Source organism: Nocardioides ferulae (genome assembly GCF_003660455.1).
Classification (GTDB): Bacteria; Actinomycetota; Actinomycetes; order Propionibacteriales; family Nocardioidaceae; genus Nocardioides; species Nocardioides ferulae.
This window is the reverse complement of sequence record NZ_QZVR01000007.1, coordinates 152451-170232: the sequence shown is the minus strand read 5'-3', so window position 1 is coordinate 170232 and position 17782 is coordinate 152451. Positions and strand designations below refer to the sequence as shown.

At 73.2% G+C, this 17782-nt stretch carries 18 protein-coding genes; 14 read left to right on the top strand and 4 right to left on the bottom strand.

Translation table 11 applies throughout. From position 1 onward, the window contains the following. Positions 1-36: 36 nt before the first annotated feature. A complete protein-coding gene (gene ku / locus D6B71_RS10905; RefSeq protein WP_121254898.1) occupies positions 37-1020 on the bottom strand; it encodes a non-homologous end joining protein Ku in 984 nt (327 codons plus the stop codon). A 117-nt stretch (positions 1021-1137) separates the two neighbouring features. Between ku and ligD (D6B71_RS10900) the strand changes: the two genes are divergently transcribed. The 7 genes from ligD (D6B71_RS10900) to D6B71_RS10870 all read left to right on the top strand — a co-directional run bounded on the left by ligD (D6B71_RS10900) (position 1138) and on the right by D6B71_RS10870 (position 6940). Next, positions 1138-2049 carry a non-homologous end-joining DNA ligase gene (gene ligD / locus D6B71_RS10900; protein WP_121254896.1) on the top strand — a complete coding sequence of 304 codons (912 nt, stop codon included), beginning with the start codon at positions 1138-1140 and terminating at the stop codon, positions 2047-2049. After that, complete coding sequence (ligD, locus tag D6B71_RS10895) at positions 2049-2951, top strand: non-homologous end-joining DNA ligase (protein WP_121254894.1); 903 nt, start codon at positions 2049-2051, stop codon at positions 2949-2951. The genes ligD (D6B71_RS10900) and ligD (D6B71_RS10895) overlap by 1 nt, the downstream gene beginning before the upstream one ends. A gap of 134 nt (positions 2952-3085) precedes the next feature. Continuing rightward, on the top strand, positions 3086-3580 hold the full coding sequence (locus D6B71_RS22740; RefSeq protein ID WP_164519621.1) for a hypothetical protein: 495 nt from the start codon (positions 3086-3088) through the stop codon (positions 3578-3580). Positions 3581-3865: 285 nt separating this feature from the next. Beyond that, positions 3866-4423, top strand: coding sequence for a S24/S26 family peptidase (locus D6B71_RS10885; RefSeq protein ID WP_121254892.1), 558 nt, complete (start codon positions 3866-3868; stop codon positions 4421-4423). A gap of 47 nt (positions 4424-4470) precedes the next feature. Continuing rightward, entirely contained in the window at positions 4471-5160 is a 690-nt protein-coding gene (locus D6B71_RS10880) for a response regulator transcription factor (RefSeq protein ID WP_121254890.1), read from the top strand. Then, positions 5153-6358 carry a sensor histidine kinase gene (locus tag D6B71_RS10875; RefSeq protein WP_121254887.1) on the top strand — a complete coding sequence of 402 codons (1206 nt, stop codon included), beginning with the start codon at positions 5153-5155 and terminating at the stop codon, positions 6356-6358. The genes D6B71_RS10880 and D6B71_RS10875 overlap by 8 nt, the downstream gene beginning before the upstream one ends. A 102-nt stretch (positions 6359-6460) precedes the next feature. Beyond that, the gene (locus D6B71_RS10870; protein WP_164519620.1) at positions 6461-6940 is read left to right on the top strand and encodes a CAP domain-containing protein; all 480 of its coding nucleotides are present in this window, start codon (positions 6461-6463) and stop codon (positions 6938-6940) included. On the opposite strand, the gene D6B71_RS10865 is transcribed toward D6B71_RS10870, so the two are convergent. Further along, positions 6919-7551 carry a TetR/AcrR family transcriptional regulator gene (locus D6B71_RS10865; protein ID WP_121254883.1) on the bottom strand — a complete coding sequence of 211 codons (633 nt, stop codon included), beginning with the start codon at positions 7549-7551 and terminating at the stop codon, positions 6919-6921. The two genes, D6B71_RS10870 and D6B71_RS10865, sit on opposite strands and share 22 nt — an antisense overlap. Positions 7552-7600: 49 nt before the next feature. Further along, positions 7601-8203 (bottom strand): hypothetical protein, encoded by a 603-nt coding sequence (locus D6B71_RS10860; RefSeq protein ID WP_126688237.1) that lies wholly within the window; start codon positions 8201-8203, stop codon positions 7601-7603. Positions 8204-8315: 112 nt separating this feature from the next. Between D6B71_RS10860 and D6B71_RS10855 the strand changes: the two genes are divergently transcribed. Both D6B71_RS10855 and D6B71_RS10850 read left to right on the top strand, forming a co-directional pair. Then, complete coding sequence (locus tag D6B71_RS10855) at positions 8316-9194, top strand: oxygenase MpaB family protein (protein WP_121254879.1); 879 nt, start codon at positions 8316-8318, stop codon at positions 9192-9194. An 89-nt stretch (positions 9195-9283) separates the two neighbouring features. After that, the gene (locus D6B71_RS10850; RefSeq protein WP_126688236.1) at positions 9284-9793 is read left to right on the top strand and encodes a hypothetical protein; all 510 of its coding nucleotides are present in this window, start codon (positions 9284-9286) and stop codon (positions 9791-9793) included. Positions 9794-9884: 91 nt separating this feature from the next. On the opposite strand, the gene D6B71_RS10845 is transcribed toward D6B71_RS10850, so the two are convergent. Then, on the bottom strand, positions 9885-11819 hold the full coding sequence (locus D6B71_RS10845; RefSeq protein ID WP_164519619.1) for a glycoside hydrolase family 9 protein: 1935 nt from the start codon (positions 11817-11819) through the stop codon (positions 9885-9887). 307 nt (positions 11820-12126) lie between these two features. On the opposite strand from D6B71_RS10845, the gene D6B71_RS10835 reads away from it, so the two are divergent. From D6B71_RS10835 to D6B71_RS10815, 5 genes are all read left to right on the top strand, one after another. Further along, positions 12127-13548, top strand: coding sequence for a hypothetical protein (locus D6B71_RS10835; RefSeq protein ID WP_164519618.1), 1422 nt, complete (start codon positions 12127-12129; stop codon positions 13546-13548). Positions 13549-13616: 68 nt separating this feature from the next. Next, on the top strand, positions 13617-14462 hold the full coding sequence (locus D6B71_RS10830; protein WP_121254869.1) for an HAD-IIA family hydrolase: 846 nt from the start codon (positions 13617-13619) through the stop codon (positions 14460-14462). 256 nt (positions 14463-14718) lie between these two features. Further along, complete coding sequence (locus D6B71_RS10825) at positions 14719-15957, top strand: TadA family conjugal transfer-associated ATPase (protein ID WP_240641309.1); 1239 nt, start codon at positions 14719-14721, stop codon at positions 15955-15957. Continuing rightward, complete coding sequence (locus tag D6B71_RS10820) at positions 15957-16811, top strand: type II secretion system F family protein (RefSeq protein WP_121254865.1); 855 nt, start codon at positions 15957-15959, stop codon at positions 16809-16811. The genes D6B71_RS10825 and D6B71_RS10820 overlap by 1 nt, the downstream gene beginning before the upstream one ends. After that, positions 16808-17749: a type II secretion system F family protein gene (locus D6B71_RS10815; protein WP_121254864.1), complete on the top strand. Its 942-nt coding sequence runs from the start codon at positions 16808-16810 to the stop codon at positions 17747-17749. The genes D6B71_RS10820 and D6B71_RS10815 overlap by 4 nt, the downstream gene beginning before the upstream one ends. The last annotated feature ends 33 nt before the right edge of the window (positions 17750-17782 follow it).

Here is a 17782-nt window from a genome sequence, read left to right as displayed (position 1 = left end):
AGGGCCGGGACTCATCGGTTCGCCCAGCCCGGCCGCTCAGCTGGCCTTGCGCGCCGCGGCCTTCTTCGTGGTCTTCTTCGCCGTGGTCCCCTTGGTGGTGGTCTTCTTCGTCGAGGCGGACTTCTTGGCCGCGGACTTCTTCGCGGGTGCCTTCTTGGCGGCGCCCTTCTTCGCAGTGGGCTTCTCGGCGCCCTCCTCCGCCTCCTCGGCGCCCTCGTCCTCGTCGACGGACTCCCCGCGACCCTTCTTCGCCGCGTTCACCGAGCGCTGCAGCGCCGCGAGCAGGTCGACGACCTCGCCGGAGGACTTCGTGGCGGTGGCGGTCCGCTTGACCTCGCCGCCCTCGATCTTGGCCTTGACCAGCGCCTCGACCGCCTCGGCGTAGTCGTCCTCGAACTCGGCCGGGTCGAAGTCGCCGGCCAGCGTCTCGACCAGCATCTGGGCCATCTTGACCTCGGCGGGCTTCACCTCGCCGCCGTCCACGGCGAAGTCGGGGGTGCGGATCTCGTCGGGCCACATCATCGTCTGGAGCACGATCACCGGACCGCCCTCGAAGTCGCGCACCCGCAGCACCGCGACCGACGTGCGGTTGCGCAGCGCCACCGTCACCACGGCCATCCGGTCGGCGTCCTGCAAGGCCTGCACCAGCAGCGCGTAGGCCTTGGCCCCGCTCTTCTCCGGCTCCAGGTAGTAGGACTTCTCGAACAGCATCGGGTCGATCTGGTCGCTCGGCACGAACTTCTCGACCGAGATCTCGCGCGAGGAGGCGGACGGCAGCTCGGCGAAGTCGTCGTCGCCGAGGATCACCATCTCGCCGTCCTCGGTCTCGTAGCCCTTGGCGATGTCGGCGTAGGGCACCTCCTCGCCGTCGATCGAGCACACCCTTTGGTACTTGATCCGGCCGCCGTCCTGGGCGTGCACCTGGCGGAACGAGACGTCGTGGGACTCGGTGGCGGCGTAGAGCTTGACCGGCACGCTGACCAGCCCGAACGACACCGCGCCCTTCCAGATCGCACGCATGGGGTTGCCTTCCGCTCGTGGGGTGACGGTGGACCCGCCGCCGTCGTCCCGCTGTAGTCCACAGTGTGACCGGTGGGGGCAGTTCTATGCATCGGTCAGGATGGACCCGTGCGCCCCATGCTCGCCACCAAGACCGCCACCGTGCCCACCGGCGCGGCCTGGACGCACGAGGTGAAGTGGGACGGCGTGCGGATCCTCGCCGACCTCACCGGCGACGAGCTGCGCCTGATCAGCCGCAACGGCAACCAGGTCGCGACCGCCTGGCCCGACATCGTGGTGCCGCCCGACGGCCGCGACCTGCTGGTCGACGGCGAGATCATCGCGCTCAACGAGTCCGGGCTGCCCGACTTCCGGGTGCTCCAGGACCGGATGCACGTGCGGAAGGCGGTCACGGCGGCCCGGCTCGCCGAGCGGGTCCCCGCGACGTACATGGTCTTCGACCTGCTCCGGCTCGACGGCCGGGACCTCACCGGCGAGCCGCTCGAGCGGCGACGGGAGCTGCTGGCCGGTCTGGACCTGCCGCGGCCGACCTGGCAGGCGCCCGAGGGGTACGACGACGGGGCGATGCTGCTGGAGGCCACCCGGCAGCAGGGGCTCGAGGGCGTGGTCAGCAAGCGCCGCGACTCCCGCTACGTGTTCGGCGAGCGCAGCCCGCACTGGCTGAAGCTGGCGCACCGGCTGCGCCGCTCCTACGTGGTGGGCGGGTGGCGGCCCCAGGAGGGCACCACCGGCCGCCTCGGCGCGGTGCTGGTGGGCGAGCCCACCGCGGCCGGACTGGCCTACCGCGGCCGGGTCGGCAGCGGCATCGGTGGGGCGGTGGCGCGCGTGCTCGGTGGGCTGCTCGAGCCGCTGGGCCGGGCCGACAGCCCGTTCTGCGACGAGGTGCCCCGCGTCGACGCGCGCGGCACCCACTGGGTGGACCCGGTGATCGTGGTCGACGTCGACACCCACCACACATCCCGTGACCAGCGGCTCCGCCAGCCGTCGTACCAGGGCGTCCGCACCGACCTGACCCCGGAGGACCTCTGATGGCCGAGCGTGAGGAGGTCTCGGTCGAGGTCGAGGGGCGGGTGCTGCGGCTGAGCAACCTCGGCAAGGTGCTCTACCCGCGCACGGGAACCACCAAGGGGGAGGTGCTGCACTACTACGCCCAGATCGCTCCGACGATGCTGCCGCATCTCGCCGACCGGGCGGTCACCCGGATCCGGTGGCCGCACGGGGTCGGCGACGGCAGCTTCTTCGAGAAGAACGTGCCGCAGGGCACGCCGTCGTGGGTGCGCACGGTGACCGTGCCGACGACCGGGTCTCGCGGCCCGTCCCGGGGAGGGGACACCCTGGAGTTCCCGGTCGTCGACGACCTCGCCACGCTCACCTGGCTGGTCAACCTCGCGGCGCTGGAGCTGCACGTGCACCAGTGGACCGTCGACGGCCGCGGTCGGCCGCGCGACGCCGACCGGCTGGTCATCGACCTCGACCCCGGCGAGCCCGCGGGTCTGCACGAGTGCTGCCAGGTCGCGCTGGCGGTGCGGCACAAGCTGAACGAGCGGGGGTTGCGGCCCAGGCCGGTGACCAGCGGCAGCAAGGGCCTGCACCTGTACGCCGACCTGCCGGACCGGCTGCCCTCGGAGGAGTCCACCGCGCTGGCCAAGGAGGTCGCCGAGGAGCTCGCCCGCGAGCAGCCCGGCCAGGTCACGGCGACGATGACCAAGGCGAAGCGGCCCGGCAAGGTCTTCCTCGACTGGTCGCAGAACGCGGGGTCGAAGACCACCGTGGCGCCGTACTCGCTGCGCGGCCGGGAGCTGCCGACCGTTGCCGCGCCCGTCTCCTGGGCCGAGGTCGAGGCCGGCGCCGAGGACCCGATGGGGCTCGAGCAGTTCCGCTTCGAGGAGGTCCTGGACCGGGTCGCCGACCTCGGCGACCTGTTCGCCTGACCTCCCTTTCGGGGCCCGCGACCGGGCTGGATGCCTTGTTACCCAACGGTGCACGCAGCGTGGAAGGTGCGTGGAGCGCTCCCTCATACCTTCGGAGATGAGAGGAGCCGGGTCACACTGACCCGGGAGCAATCATGGGTATCGCGTACAAGCGGAGGCTCGTCCTTCCGCTGGTTTCCGTGCTCGGCGCGGGGCTGTTGGCCCTGGTCGTCGGCAGCGTGGAGCTGAGCAGCGCGAGCGACTCGTCCTCGGGCATCCGACTCGTGGCCAGCGACGGTCAGGGCGCGACCCTGTCCGTCACCGACATCGAGCCGGGCGACACGATCACCCGCACCGTCACCATCCGCAACGACGCCGACGTGAGCTCCCGGCTCTCCTTCGCGGAGGACGCCGAGCCCGCCGACTTCGACAACGGCCGCCTCGAGTTGCAGATCAGCCGCGACGGTCAACAGCTCTTCGCCGGCCAGTTCGGCGCGATGAGCGACTTCGCCCAGGACATGGGCTTCCTGGAACCGCAGGAGGAGACCACCTTCACCTTCACGGTCTCGCTGCCCGACGACGCACCCTTCGTGCGGCCCGGCACCGAGACCGCGACGGCCGAATACACCTGGCTGACCAGCCAGCCGTGAGCCTGTACGGCGCGGTCCGGCTCCGGCCGGCTCGCGCGGGGGAGACAGACCGGGTCCCGCGACCGAGAGGGAGCGGAGCCCGGGACAACTGAAGAAAGAGAAGGACCGGACCCGTAGGAGGGGGCGGGGGCACGAGGGGGTGCCCGGTGCGAGGGGAGCGCGCCGACCGGGCTTTCGAGGGGGGCGGCCAGCCCGGGTCTTGTAGGGGACCCGGGCCGGCGGCCCTTCCTTGCGGTCCCGGTGCCCCGGGGCCGCGTCACCCTCTGATCTCTCGGGAGGACGGTCATGGAGATCTCCCCGGTGCCACGGCACCGCTCGTTGTCCGGTTCGGGCATCACCCTGCTCGTGGTGGTGGTGCTCACTCCGGTCATGCTGCTGGCGCTGCTGCCGACGATGTTCGGGCTGCAGCGCTTCGTCGTCGCGTCCGACGCCATGTCCGGCTCGAGGGCCGGCAGCGTCGACCGTGGCTCGGTGGTCTTCGAGCGCGAGGTGGCCTCCAGCGAGCTGGAGGTCGGCGACGTCATCACCTTCGAGCCGCCTCCCGGTCACGGCGTCGACGGCCTGGTCACACACCGGATCGTGTCCATCAGCCCCGAGGGACTCCGCACCCAGGGCGACGCCCGGCCCTCGGTCGACCCGTGGGTGCTGCCGCGCGACGTGCCGACCCGCTCGCGGGTGCTGTTCGCGGTGCCCTACGTCGGCTACCCGTTCCTGCATGGCGGGGGGCGCTGGGCGCTGTTGGCCGGTGTCGCAGTCTCGACCGCGGCCGCGACGGCCCTGCTTCTCGGGCGCGCGCATCGGCGTCCGCGGACCCATCCGGGGGCGCGCGTCGTCGCCGACTGAAGGGATCTGCACCCGACCCGACCCCCGGTGCAACTATGCTCACCCTTATGGGGCACACAGTGCTGATCGTCGAGGACGAAGAGGACATCGCGTTTCCTCTCGTCCGCACCCTCGAACGCGAGGGCTACGACGTGCTGTGGGTCGACAGCGGCCAGCGCGCGCTCGACGAGCTGGGCAACCGGCCGCGTGAGGTGGTGATCCTCGACCTCGGCCTCCCCGACATGGACGGCCTCGAGGTCTGCCGCAAGCTGCGGGAGTCGCAGTTCGACGGCGCGATCATGATCGTCACGGCCCGCGCGGGCGAGCTGGACCGGGTCGTGGGCCTCGACTACGGGGCCGACGACTATCTCGCCAAGCCGTTCGGCCTGGCCGAGCTGCAGGCCCGGGTGCGGGCCCTGTTGCGGCGCACGGCGGCGACCTCGGTGGCGGGCATGCCCGAGGGGATGCTGCGCATCGACGTCGGGGCGCGCCGCGCCTACGCAGGCGACGAAGAGGTCCCGCTGACCAGCAAGGAGTTCGACGTGTTGAGCCTGCTCGTGGCCAACCGCGACAAGGTGGTCTCCCGCGGGCGGCTGATGGCCGATGTGTGGGACGAGAACTGGTACGGCTCGACCAAGACGCTCGACGTGACGATCGGCCGGCTGCGCCACAAGCTCGAGAGCGTGGGCGTGACCGACCGGGTGGTCGCCGTTCGAGGCGTGGGGTTCCGCCTCGAGGGCAGCCCCGTCGATGCGTGAGCGGATCACCCTCGCTTTCGTCGTCGTCTCCCTCCTCCTGCTCTCCGGCGCGGCGGTGGTGCGCGCCTTCACCCTCGACCAGGCCGTGGTGGCCCGGGAGAGCGCCCACCTCCAGCAGGAGGTCCGGGTGCTCGGCGAACTCGTCGAGAACCGGATGCAGAGTGGCGCGGTCATCGACGAGGCCTTCCTGCAGGGGCTGGTCATGGACGACAACGAGCTGCTCCTCGACCTCGGAGCCCGTCAGGTCGTGGCCGTCGGCGCCGGCTACGACCACTCCGACGACGACCTCGAGGCGTCCGAGGTGGTGCAGGACGCCACGCTGACGCTGCGCCAGGACGACGACGTGGTGCCCCGGCTGTTCACCCACCACCTGCCGTCGCTGGTGGTGCTGGTGCTGGTGCTCACGGCGTTGGCCGGTGTGCTGGGCTACCTGATCGCCCGGGCCATGTCGGCGCCGTTCCGCCGGCTGGCGGTGGCCGCCGGGGCGCTGGGTCGCGGCCGGTTCGAGCTGGAGCTGCCGCGCACCCGGATCCCCGAGGCGCAGGCGATCGCGCAGGCGCTGCGGACCAGCGCCGGGCAGCTGCAGGAGCGGCTGCGGCGTGAGCAGAGCTTCGCCGAGCACGCCTCGCACCACCTGCGCACCCCGCTCACCGGACTGCGCCTGGAGCTGGAGGACCTCGCCCTGCGCGACGACCTCCCCGAGGACGCCCGCGAGACGGCGACCCGCGGCCTGGCCCGGGTGGACGCCGTGAACGCGGTCGCCGGGGAGCTGGTCGAGCTCTCTCGCTCCGGGGCCCTGGTCCAGGGTGCGGAGATCCCGCTGCGCGAGCTGGCCACCCAGCTCGCCCAACGCTGGGCCGACGCGCTGGGCGAGCGGGACCGCCAGGTCACCGCCGGGGTCGAGGGGGCGCTCGACACGCCGTACACCCCCGGCCCGATCGAGCACGTGCTCGACCTCGTGCTCGCGGAGGTGCAGCGCGGCACCTCCGGCCCGGTGCGGCTGGCGTTCGACTGCCATCCGGGCGGGCACCTGCGGGTGCGGGTGATCACCGAGCAGCCGCGCCGCCCTGCCAAGCCCTCGTCGGCCGGGAAGGAGCAGCCCCTGGAGCGGGCCGCGGCGGTCGCCGAGGTGCTGGGGGGCCGGCTGCGTCGCGACGAGCACACCGGCGACCTTGAGGTGCTGCTACCGCGACGCTGAACCGGAGTCGGGCGCATGGGGCCGACTTGACCCAGCGGCATCGGCGTCTACGGTGGAAGGACTCGTCCTCCACGCGGCTCGGGCCGCAGAAGCGAGGTGAACGTGGCTTCCCTTCCACGGACCGCAGCCGGCGTCGGCGCCCTGCTGCTGCCCCTCCTCTCGGTGGCGCCGGGCCCCGCCCACGCGCGGCAGGCTCCGGACGCTGCTCAGGGCGGTGCCCGGGACTACGCGAGCGGCGCGGTGAGGGCGACCAACCAGCAGCGTGCCGACCACGACCTGGTCCGGCTCGATCCGGGGCGCTGCCTGCAGCGCAAGGCCGCCCAGCAGGCACGCAAGATGGCGCGCCGGGGCGAGATCTTCCACCAGGACCTCCAGCCCGTGCTCGAGGACTGCGGGCTCACCAGCACCGGCGAGAACGTCGCCTCCGGCTTCCCGACCGGCCGCGCGACCGTGAACCGCGGGTGGATGCGCTCGGCGGGGCACCGCGCCAACATCCTCGAGGCCGACTACCGCCTGATGGGGCTGGCCGCGCGCAAGTCTCAGGGCCGGTGGTACGTCGCTCAGGTCTTCGGGGCACGCTGAGCAGCGCCTTCGGTGACGATCGCCCGGACCGCTCGGGCCACCGCGTCGGCGAGCTGGTCGTGCGCCAGCGGACCGGGGGAGATCTGGTCGTCGGTGAAGAGCGCCTGCGAGGCACCCAGCGCGAACAGCATCCGATAGGCCGCCTCGGCATCGGCCGCGGCGGCGTCGAAGCGGTGTCGCAGCCAGCCGGTGACGGTCCGCGCGAGCAGGTGGCTGCTGCGTACGCTGCGCTCTTCGATCGCGGCGTGGTCGGGGGCGCCCGGGGCCTCGACCAGGAAAGCCCGCATCGCGCCCCGGTGCTCGACGAAGATGTCGAGCGCGGCCCGGGCCAGCAGCGCCACGGCCCGGTCGTCGTCCGGTTCGGCGTCGGCGCGGGCGAAGGCGTCCGCCGTGGCGGCCTCGATGGTGCCGAGCGCTCGCTCCTGCGCGGCGAGCAGCAGCCCGGTGCGACCCCCGAACCGGTGGTAGAGCGAGCCGTTGGAGGTGCCGGCCGCCGAGGCGACGGCGGCGACGGTCACCGCCGGCAGGCCCCCCTCGGCCAGCAGCGCCAGGGTCGCCTCGAGCATCCGGTCGGCGGAGACCTCGCTGCGGGACTGGACCGGGGTGCGCACCCGCCGAGTCTACGAGCTGGGGGACGGCTGGGGTCGGGACCGTGCTGCGTCAGTCGGCGATGGAGGCGAGCTCCTCGGCGGAGACGGCCGGCGCTGTCTGCAGGGCCGTCACGGCGGCGTCGAGAAGCCCGGGATTGGCCTCGACGACCAGGCCACGGAGCACCAGGAGCGTCCCGCCGCGAACCACGGCGAGGGTGGCCATCTCCTCCATCGACGAACGCAGGACGCCGTCGCCGACCGTGCAGTCGCTGCCTGCCGGCTGTGCGACGGACTGGCACAGCGGTCCGACCGGGACGGTCTGCTGGGTCAGCGTGTAGGTGGGGCGCCCCGACACGGTGTAGGTGACGAAGACGACGCCCTTGGTGACCCGCACCTGCGTGGGCCTCGGCTGGTCGCCGCCGCCAGGGTGGGCGGGGGCCGGGTCCTGGTCGTCGACGCCGGGTTCCACCTCGTCGACGACACCGGAGGGCAGGTTCCCTGCCAGCTCCGGCAGGTAGAGCGTCAGCCCCACCTCGCTCAGTTGTGCCGCCCGCTCGGCTTCCGGGTCTCCGCCCCGGCCGAGCCAGAGGCCGACCAGCAAGGCGAGGACGGCGGCAACAGCCAGCACCCCGGCAGCGGCCCTCATGCTCCTCGCAGGGCCCTCCTCGGTCATGGTGCGTGATTGTGTCTGACCCCGGCCCGGAGATCGGTCATCGCCCCGGCGTCGTGGTGGCCCGGGGGGCTGGGTCTGTACGAAGTGGAGTTGACGCTCTAGTTTGGTGGCCATGCGCCGGGACCACTGGAGAAGGCTCAACGACACCCTCGACCCCGAGGTCGACTACGTCGACATCTACCGCAACGTCGTCCAGCACGAGTTCCCCTGGGACATGAACCAGGCGCTGAGCTTCGCGCTGTTCCGCACCTACGCGGTGCCGGGCATCGGGCGGCTGCTCGACGAGACCGGGGCGTTCACCACCGCCACGCAGAAGCGCTACGACGACACCGCGCTGCTGCTCGAGGTGCCGTTCAGCAAGGGGTTCGACGACCCGGAGGCGCGCACGGCGATCCGCCGGATCAACCAGATGCACAAGAGCTACGACATCCCCGACCACGAGATGCGCTACGTGCTGAGCACGTTCGTGGTGGTGCCGAAGCGGTGGATCGACGACTACGGCAAGCGCCGGCTCACCCCGGCCGAGCTGCGCGCGTCGGTCAACTACTACCGGCGGCTCGGCAAGCACATGGCGATCCCCGACATCCCGGAGACCTACGAGCAGTTCGCCGACCTGATGGACTCCTACGAGCGCGAGCACTTCGGGTTCGACCCCGGTGGCCGCCGGGTCGCCGACGCCACCCTCGCGCTGCTGCTCACCTTCTACGCCAAGCCGCTGGCCCGGCCGGTCGAGGTGTTCAGCCGGGCGCTGATGGACCAGCCGCTGCGCGAGGCCTTCGGGTACGCCGCGCCGCCGGCGCCGGTCGTCGCGCTCTCGCGCGGCGCGCTGAAGGCCCGCGGGCTGGTGCTGCGCCTCGCGCCGCCGCGCCGGGAGCCCAAGCGGATCGAGGACCTCGACTGGATCCGCAGCTATCCCGACGGCTACCGGGTCGAGGAGCTCGGCACGTTCCCGCGCGGCTGCCCGGTCACCGGCGAGACCGCGTCGTCGTGATCGCATCGTCGTGATCGCGCCGTCGCGGCCCCCCGTCGTCCGCCCCGGCCGTTCGGCGGAGGCCGCCGGGAGCCCGTAGGGTCCGCGGTGTGGCGAGACTCTCGGGGGTGGCGTGGGGCCTGCTGATCGTGGCGGTCGACTTGCGGTTCGACGACTTGGACGTGGTGCCCGACCCCCTCGGCTGGCTGTTCGCGCTCGCGGCGCTCACTTCGCTGGCCGGCCGGCACCGCGCGTTCGGCCTCGCCTCGTCGGCCGCCTTCGTCGGGCTGGTGGTCTCGGTGCCGCTGTGGTTCGGCGGACAGGACGCGCTGGAGCTCGTCCACCTGGTCGCCGAGCTCGTGGTGGTGTTCTCGGTCTGCACCGCGGTGATGGCGGTGTGCCCGGCGCACCGGGCGTCGGCCGACCGGCTCCGCTGGTGGACGCTGGGGGTCACCGCCGCGGGTGCGATCACGGTCGTGCTGGCGCGCGAGGATGACGCCCTGGCACCCTTGGCCCTGGTCGTCGTCCTGGCCGGCCTCGTGGTGTTCGTGCTGGTCGTGCTCCTGCTGTTCCGGGCCGCGCGTGAGCCGGCGCCGGGCCGGGACCTCTCCGGAGTGTGACCCGTCCCGCCGTCGTGGCTGATCCCGACGGCTACCGGGTCGAGGAGCTCGGCACGTTCCCGCGGGGGTGCCCAGTGACCGGCGAGACGGCTCAGCCGGTGGCGTCCGCCTCGAGCACGAACGCCAGCACCGAGACCGCGACGTAGTCCAGCGCCGGCTCGGTCGCGGCGTAGGCGCGCACGTCGTCGAGGTAGCGGGCGCCCTGACCGTCGAACCGCGCCCACCCCGCGCCCGCCGAGCACGGCTCGGCGTACGCGCCCGGTGCTCCGAGACCGCGCAGGTAGCCGGCGGCCACCGGGCCGTTGGACACCGCGCCGACGAGCTCCTCTCCGAAGCCGGGACGGGAGCCGAGAATGTTCGCGACCTGGTGGTGGGGGCAGTGGGGATAGGTGCTGCCGGCCCCGATCACCAGCGAGGTGCCCCAGGCGTTCGCGCCGAGGGTCCAGTCGCGGAGCTCGGCGCCGATCGCGGCCGGGACGGAGCCGCCGGTGAGCCGTTGGCGCAGCCGGGCGGTGACGGCCGCGCCGAGCGCGAAGTCGGCGCCCGGGTCCTCGCGGCCGCCGAAGCCCAGCGGCGCGGCGTACCGTCGCCGCGCGATGCGCAGCTGCGCCTCGAGGTCGCCGACCAGCTCCTCGCGGCCGACGGCCAGCGACAGGTCGGGGTGGGCGGCCATCGCCTGCACCAGGTCGGCATGGGCGAGAGCCGACTGGTCGTCTCGGGCCAGCGTGTACCAGCCGTGCCGGGGGCTGCGCAGGTAGGCGCGCGCCCAGCGTGCCGCGAGCCGCAGATCGGCCCGTTGCCGGCGCGGTGGAACCCCCAGGGCCTGGCCGGCCAGGGCGATCTCGACGGCCCCCAGCTCGAGGTCGTCGCGCCACTCGTCCTCCTCGTAGTAGGAGTGCGGCGAGGTGGTGAGCAGCCGGCCCACGTCTCGGGTGCGCGCCCGGGAGAGGACAACGCGGGCCTGGCGCAGCAGGGCCCGCGCCCGTGCCGGGTCGCGGTCGGCGGCGAGCTGGGCCGCCAGCGCGAAGACCGCGGCGGTGCGACCGGCCAGGTTGGGACTGATCCGCTGGTCACGGCCTCCGGTGACGAAGGCGGGCCGGTGCTCGAGGTAGTAGTCCGGGTCGCCGGGCCGGACCTGCCGTCGGTCGTCGGTCTCCGGCAGCCGCCACGCGTCGTGGTCGCCGAGCAGGCCGGGACGGCCGTCGCCGAGCCCCACCTGGTAGACGAGCCTGCGGGAGCGGTCCAGCCACGCGCGCTCCAGCCAGTCGACGCCGTACGCCGCCTCCTCGCGCAGGCCGGGGACGGGCTGCGCGGCGTCGCGGGCGGCGACGAGCAGGAGCGCGGCGGCATAGCTGGTGGTCTCGACGAACTTGAGGTAGTCGCCGGCGTCGAACCAGCCGCCGGAGACGTCGACGCGGCCGCCCGCGGGGCGGAGCCGGCCGAGGAGCCGGCCGTCGCGGTAGCGCGGCGGTGCGTGCAGCCGTGCCGACCGGTCGGCGAGGTGGCTGGGGCGGCGCCGCATCACCTCGGGGAGCACGTCGGCCCCGTCGCGCTGGGCCTGGAAGAACCGGACGCCGTTGGCGGCCAGCGGCCGGTAGAGCTCGCCGGCCGGCGCCACCTCGAAGACCGGGGACGACACGTCGTCCTCACCGGCGAGCACGAGCCGGTAGTGCCCCGGGGCGAGGGAGGGGGCCTCGGCCCGGTGCACGTGCGGCCAGCGCGGGCTCCACGGCCCGACGTCGGGACCCAAGGGACCGGTGGAGACGACGTCGCCGGCCTCGTCGACCACCTCGATGCGGGCGTCTCCCAGCGGAGCGCTGGCCATGACCTGCGCGACGATCGGCTCGCCGGTCGCGTAGCCGACCTGGTTGACCCGGATCACCGGCGCGGTCGCTGCGGGGCCCGCCGACGTGGCGGCGTCCCCTCCTCCGGTGGCCGCGGCCGACGACAGCAGGGCGGGCGGGGTGAGGACCAACGCCAGCAGGACGGTGAGCAGGCGGCGGGACGGCCTGGGAGGAGACGGCACCAGGTCATGCAACACCACGCGTGCCCGCTGGGTTGCAGCCTCGTGCAAACTCGAGCGCCCGGCCGCGGGTCGGGTGTGATCGGGCGCCGGACGGGGGAGGGTGCCGGTCGTGTCCGCACCGTTCCCGCCGCCGCCACCGCCGCCTCACCGCCCGCCGCACGGACCCTCGGGCCCGCCCCCCACCGGACCGCCCCCGGGGTTCGCGCCGCCGGGCTTCCCACCCCCGGGCTTCCCACCCCCCGGCGCCCCACCTGGGCCCGGGCACTCGGGTGGGGCCGGACCGGGCGGGCGACGCCGCTGGCCCTGGGTGCTGCTCGCGGTGGCCCTGGTCCTCTCGCTCGCCGGCGGCGGCACGGCGTACTGGGTGCTGCGCGACGACGGCGGCGCGTCCACCGCGTCCGGCCCGGCCGGCGTGCAGACCACGGCCACCGCCACGGCCGACCCCAGCGCCGACCCCACCGAGGAACCCACCGCCGAGCCCACCGAGGAGCCGCGCCGGTTCCGCGACTGGCTGCCGGTGCGGGAGAGGATCCGGGTGGGCAAGCGCCCCTACGTCAGCCCCTGTCAGCTGTTGACGCGAGACGACCTGACCGCCGTCCACGACTTCCCCGAGACCGCCGAGATGGACGAGCTGATGATGGAGCGGTCGCTGCCCGTGCAGGGTGTGGTGGACACCGGGCAGTACACCGCCTGCACGATGGACCCGTTCGCCCTCTACATGGAGCAGCACGGGTCCGCGGACGCCAACCTGTTCTACGCCTCGCGCACCGAGGGCGACGAGCTCACCCCGCGCAAGCTCCGGGTCTTCGAGCAGGCGGCGGCCGCCAGCGGCCAGCCCGAGCTGATCGAGTTCGTCGCCGAGCTCGCCGCGGGCCCGCGCGTGGTGGAGAAGTGGCGCAACGACTACACGGGCAAGGCGCAGCGAGCCGACGAGCGCGGCGTGTTCCTGCCGGTGGGCACGGACGCCTACTCGATCGAGCTGCTGCGCGGCACCATCCGCTACACGCTGATGTTCGACACCGACCGCAAGGCGAAGGTCGACCTCGCCGACGACCTCGAGGTGATCGCCGAACGGCTCGACACGATGCGCCGGCTCTTCGAGATCATCCTCGAGCGGGTCGACGACCCGCGGCTGCCGCAGCGTCACCTGCCGACGATCCTCGGCGAGGAGGACCACAACGGCAGCACGCCCGTGCTCGACGCCTGCAGCGTCTTCGACAGCGAGGCGTTCCGGCGCATCGCCGGGGAGCCGGACAACCAGCCCGCCTGGCACACCGTCCCGGCGTTCGGTGTCGACGTGGTCGAGGAGGAGCTGCTCGACTCCACCGAGGAGCAGGCGTACGCCGAGACCGGCTGCTCCCGCTCCCGGTGGACCCTCGACGACAACCTCGACGTGTCGGTCTACATGTACCTGACGCTGGAGATGCCGCCGTCGGTCGCGGCCGCGAAGGAGCGGTTGCGCAGCGGCTACCTGAACCGGGACAGCACCCGCCTGCGCACCAGTGCCGACTGGGCGGCCCGGGTGGTCTACGGAGCGAAGGGGGGCGAGGACGTCGTCGCCTTCCGGGAGGGCCCCTACATCGGCACGCTCTACCTGCTCCGGACCGGCTACCGCGACGGGGACCTCGACCGCTCCTGGGACGAGGAGGGTTCGCAGGCCGACTACGAGCGGGCCATCGACGTGTTCGTCGACGCGCTCCGGCGAGACCTGCGGATCGCGCGGCGCTGAGCCGCTCCCTGCCGCTCCGCGCCGCGGCGACACGCCACGCTGCCCGGCCGCACTGCCAGACTGGACGCATGAGTGACCGTGTGGTGGAGCGCCCTGTCGAGACCTGGCTGACCGACATGGACGGCGTGCTCGTGCACGAGGAGGTGCCGATCCCGGGAGCACAGGAGTTCATCGAGAAGCTCAAGGCCAGCGGCCTGCGGTTCCTGGTGTTGACCAACAACTCGATCTTCACCCCGCGCGACCTGCGAGCGCGGCTGCTGGGCAGCGGCATCGACGTGCCCGAGGACGCCATCTGGACCTCCGCCCTGGCCACCGCCCAGTTCCTGGCCGAGCAGCGGCCGAACGGGTCGGCGTACGTCGTGGGCGAGGCGGGGCTGACCACGGCACTGCACGACATCGGCTACGTGATGACCGACCGCGAGCCCGACTACGTGGTGCTGGGGGAGACCCGCACCTACTCGTTCGAGGCGATCACCCGGGCGATCCGGTTGATCGACGACGGGGCCCGGTTCATCGCCACCAACCCCGACCCGAGCGGGCCTAGCCAGGCCGGCAAGCTGCCCGCCACGGGCTCGGTGGCAGCGCTGATCAGCACCGCCACGGGGCGCACGCCGTACTTCATCGGCAAGCCGAACCCGTTGATGATGCGCAGCGCGCTCAACCGCCTCGAGGCGCACTCGGAGACGACCGTGATGGTCGGTGACCGGATGGACACCGACATCATCAGCGGCCTCGAGGCCGGACTGCGGACGGTGCTGGTGACCACCGGCTCGACGAGCGCCGACCAGGTGCCGACCTTCCCCTACCGGCCCACTCGGGTGGTCGACTCGATCGCGGACCTGGTGGAGCTGGTCGACGCCGGCATGCCGGCGCGGGCCGAGGACGCCGACGGGTCCGCGTCGTCGGTGGGCTGAGCCGAGGTCGCGCCCGGGCAAGCGAGCACGGCCGAGGCGCGGGGCGACTCCTGGGGCCGGCGCGGCTGGTGTGATCCCTGTTCTCCACAAGGCCGGGATCTCCTCTAGCGCGACCCGGATTCTCTGGCCTACCTTCTGCTGCATCGTCACCTGACTCGGGAACCGGGGACCGCGCATGACCTTGACCTCACCTGCGACACCACCGGTGCCGCCGCCTGCGATGCCGCCGCCTGCACCGCGGCGGCAGGTCGACCGCGTGGTCGGGCGCGACCAGGTCGTCGAACGCCTCGACACGCAGCTGCGCGACCTGGTGCGCCGTGAGGGCATCGACCCGCAGCGCGACGCGCACGTCGTACGCCGCCTGGCCGAGCAGGTGGTGCGGGCCCACGACGAGCGCAGCCTGACCGGGGCGGTCGAGCCGGTGCCCGACGTGGCCCCGGTGGTGGCCGAGCTGGTGGCCCGGGTGTCGGGGTTCGGGCCCCTGCAGCCGTTCCTCGATGATCCGGCGGTCGAGGAGATCTGGATCAACGCGCCCGACCGGGTCTTCATCGCCCGGCATGGTCGGCACGAGCTGACCAACCTGGTGCTCACCGTCGAGCAGGTGCGTGAGCTGGTCGAGCGGATGCTGAAGTCCAGCGGTCGTCGGCTCGACATCTCGCAGCCGTTCGTCGACGCGATGCTGCCCGAGGGGCACCGGCTGCACGTGGTGCTGGAGGGCATCAGTCGGGGGTTCCCCGCGATCAACATCCGCAAGTTCGTGCTGCGCGCCACGCGGCTGCGCGACCTGGTCGACCTCGGCTCGCTGTCTCCGGCCGCCGCGCTCTTCCTCGACGCCTCGGTGCGGGCCGGTCTCAACGTGCTCGTGGCCGGCGGCACCCAGGCCGGCAAGACCACGATGCTCAACTGCCTCGCCGCCGCCATCCCCGGTGGCGACCGGGTGGTGTCGGCCGAGGAGGTCTTCGAGCTTCGCTTCCCCCACCCCGACTGGGTGCCGTTGCAGACCCGGCAGTCCGGGCTCGAGGGCACCGGTGAGATCCGGCTGCGCGACCTGGTCCGCGAGACCCTCCGCATGCGGCCGAGCCGGATCATCGTCGGCGAGGTGCGTGCCGAGGAGTGCCTCGACCTGCTGCTGGCGCTCAACGCCGGGTTGCCGGGCATGTGCACGATCCACGCCAACAGCGCCCGCGAGGCGCTGGTGAAGATGTGCACGCTCCCGCTGCTGGCCGGAGAGAACATCTCGGCCAGGTTCGTGGTCCCCACGGTCGCCTCCTCGGTCGACCTGGTGGTGCACCTCGGCATCGACCACCACGGCGTACGCCGCGTCAACGAGGTGGTGGGCGTGCCCGGGAGGGTCGAGCAGGACATCATCGAGGCGGAGCCCATCTTCGAACGGCGCGGCGGCGAGCTGCGCCGCAGCACCGGCATGCCACCCCGTCCGGAGCTCTACGAACGGGTCGGCGTCGACGTGCACCGGATCCTCGCGGAGGCCCGCTGATGGGAGCGCTCCTCGGGCTCACCACGGGCCTCGGTCTGCTGCTGATCTGGTCGGCGTTCTTCCTGCCCCGCGACGTCCAGCGCGAGCGGCGCACCGACGGCCGGCTCACGGTCCTGCTGGCCCGGGCCGGCATGTCGAACGTCTCCGCCCGGTCCCTGCTGGCGCTGTGCCTGGGCTGTGCGGCCGGGGCGGGCCTGGTGATGCAGGCCGTCTCGGGCACCGTGCCGATCGCGGTGGCGTTCGCGGCCATGGCCGGCTACGCGCCGGTGCTCGTGGTCGCGGGCCGGGCGCGACGTCGGCAACGCGAGTTCGCCGAGGTCTGGCCCGAGGCCGTCGACCATCTGGCGTCCGCGGTGCGGGCCGGGATGTCGCTGCCCGACGCGCTCTCCGCGCTCGGGGTCCGCGGACCCCTGGCCCTGCGCGACGCCTTCGCGCAGTTCGCCCTCGACTATCAGCTCACCGGACGGTTCGGCGACTGCCTCGACCGGCTCAAGGCGCGGCTCGCCGACCCCGTCGGCGACCGGGTCGTGGAGGGCCTCCGGGTGGCCCGCGAGGTGGGCGGCGGCGACCTCGGCCGGCTGCTGCGCAACCTCTCGGGCTATCTGCGCGACGAGGCGCACACCCGTTCCGAGCTCGAGGCCCGCCAGGCGTGGACGATCAACGGAGCCCGCCTCGCCGTCGCGGCCCCATGGATCGTGCTGCTGTTCATGTCGTTCCAGACCGAGATCGTGCACCGCTACGCCTCACCCGGTGGGGTCCTGGTGCTGGGCATCGGCGCCGGGGCCTGCGCGCTGGCCTACCGGCTGATGATGCGCATCGGTCGGCTGCCCACCGAGCGCCGGATCCTGTCATGACCCCGGCCGTGTGGGGAGGGCTGCTCGGTCTGGCGACGGCCGCGGGCCTGATCCTGGCGGCGGCCCGGGTCGCCGCCATCCGGAGGCCGCCACTCTCCATTCGAGTGCTGCCCTACGTGCGCGACGTCACCGCGCTCCAGTCCGCGCCCGGTGCTCGCCCGGCGACCCAGGCCTCCGGCAACCCGGTGCGGGCGGTCTTCGGCCCCTCGGTGCAGCGTGCCGCCGAGATGATGGGACGGCTCCTCGGCGGGCACGAGTCGGTGCGCCGCCGCCTCGAGCGCGCCGGCTTGGAGCGCACCGTCCACGACTTCCGGGTCGAGCAGCTGCTGTGGGGGCTGACCGCGTTCGCGGTCGCCGCGGCCTACGGGGTGCTCCGCGCCCTCGCCGACCCCGGCAGTGCGGTCGCCTCCGCGATGCTGTGCGTGTCCGCCTTCGCGTGCGGCGTCGTCGCGCGCGACCAGCGCCTCTCCGGCCAGGTCAAGACGCGCGAGCGGCGCATCCTCGCCGAGTTCCCCACCATCGCCGAGCTGCTGGCCCTGGCGGTCGCCGCGGGGGAGAGCCCGGTGGTGGCACTCGACCGGGTGGTGCGACGCAGCCGCGGCGAGCTGTCTCGCGACCTGGAGCGGCTGCTCGCGGCGGTCCGCACGGGCGAGCCGGTCAGCGCCGCCTTCGACCGGCTGGCCGCCACCAGCGGACTGCCGCTGGTCTCTCGATTCGCCCAGGGGGTCGCCGTCGCCGTGGAGCGTGGCACGCCCCTGGCCGACGTCCTCCACGCGCAGGCCGCCGACGTCCGGGAGGCCGGGCGTCGCGAGCTGATCGAGGTTGCTGCGCGTCGCGAGGTCCTGATGATGGTCCCGGTGGTGTTCCTCGTGCTCCCGGTGACCGTGCTCTTCGCGTTCTGGCCAGGAGTGGTCGGGCTCAGCCTGACCACCCCATGATCCGCACCAACTCAATCGCTCCGACCGATGGGG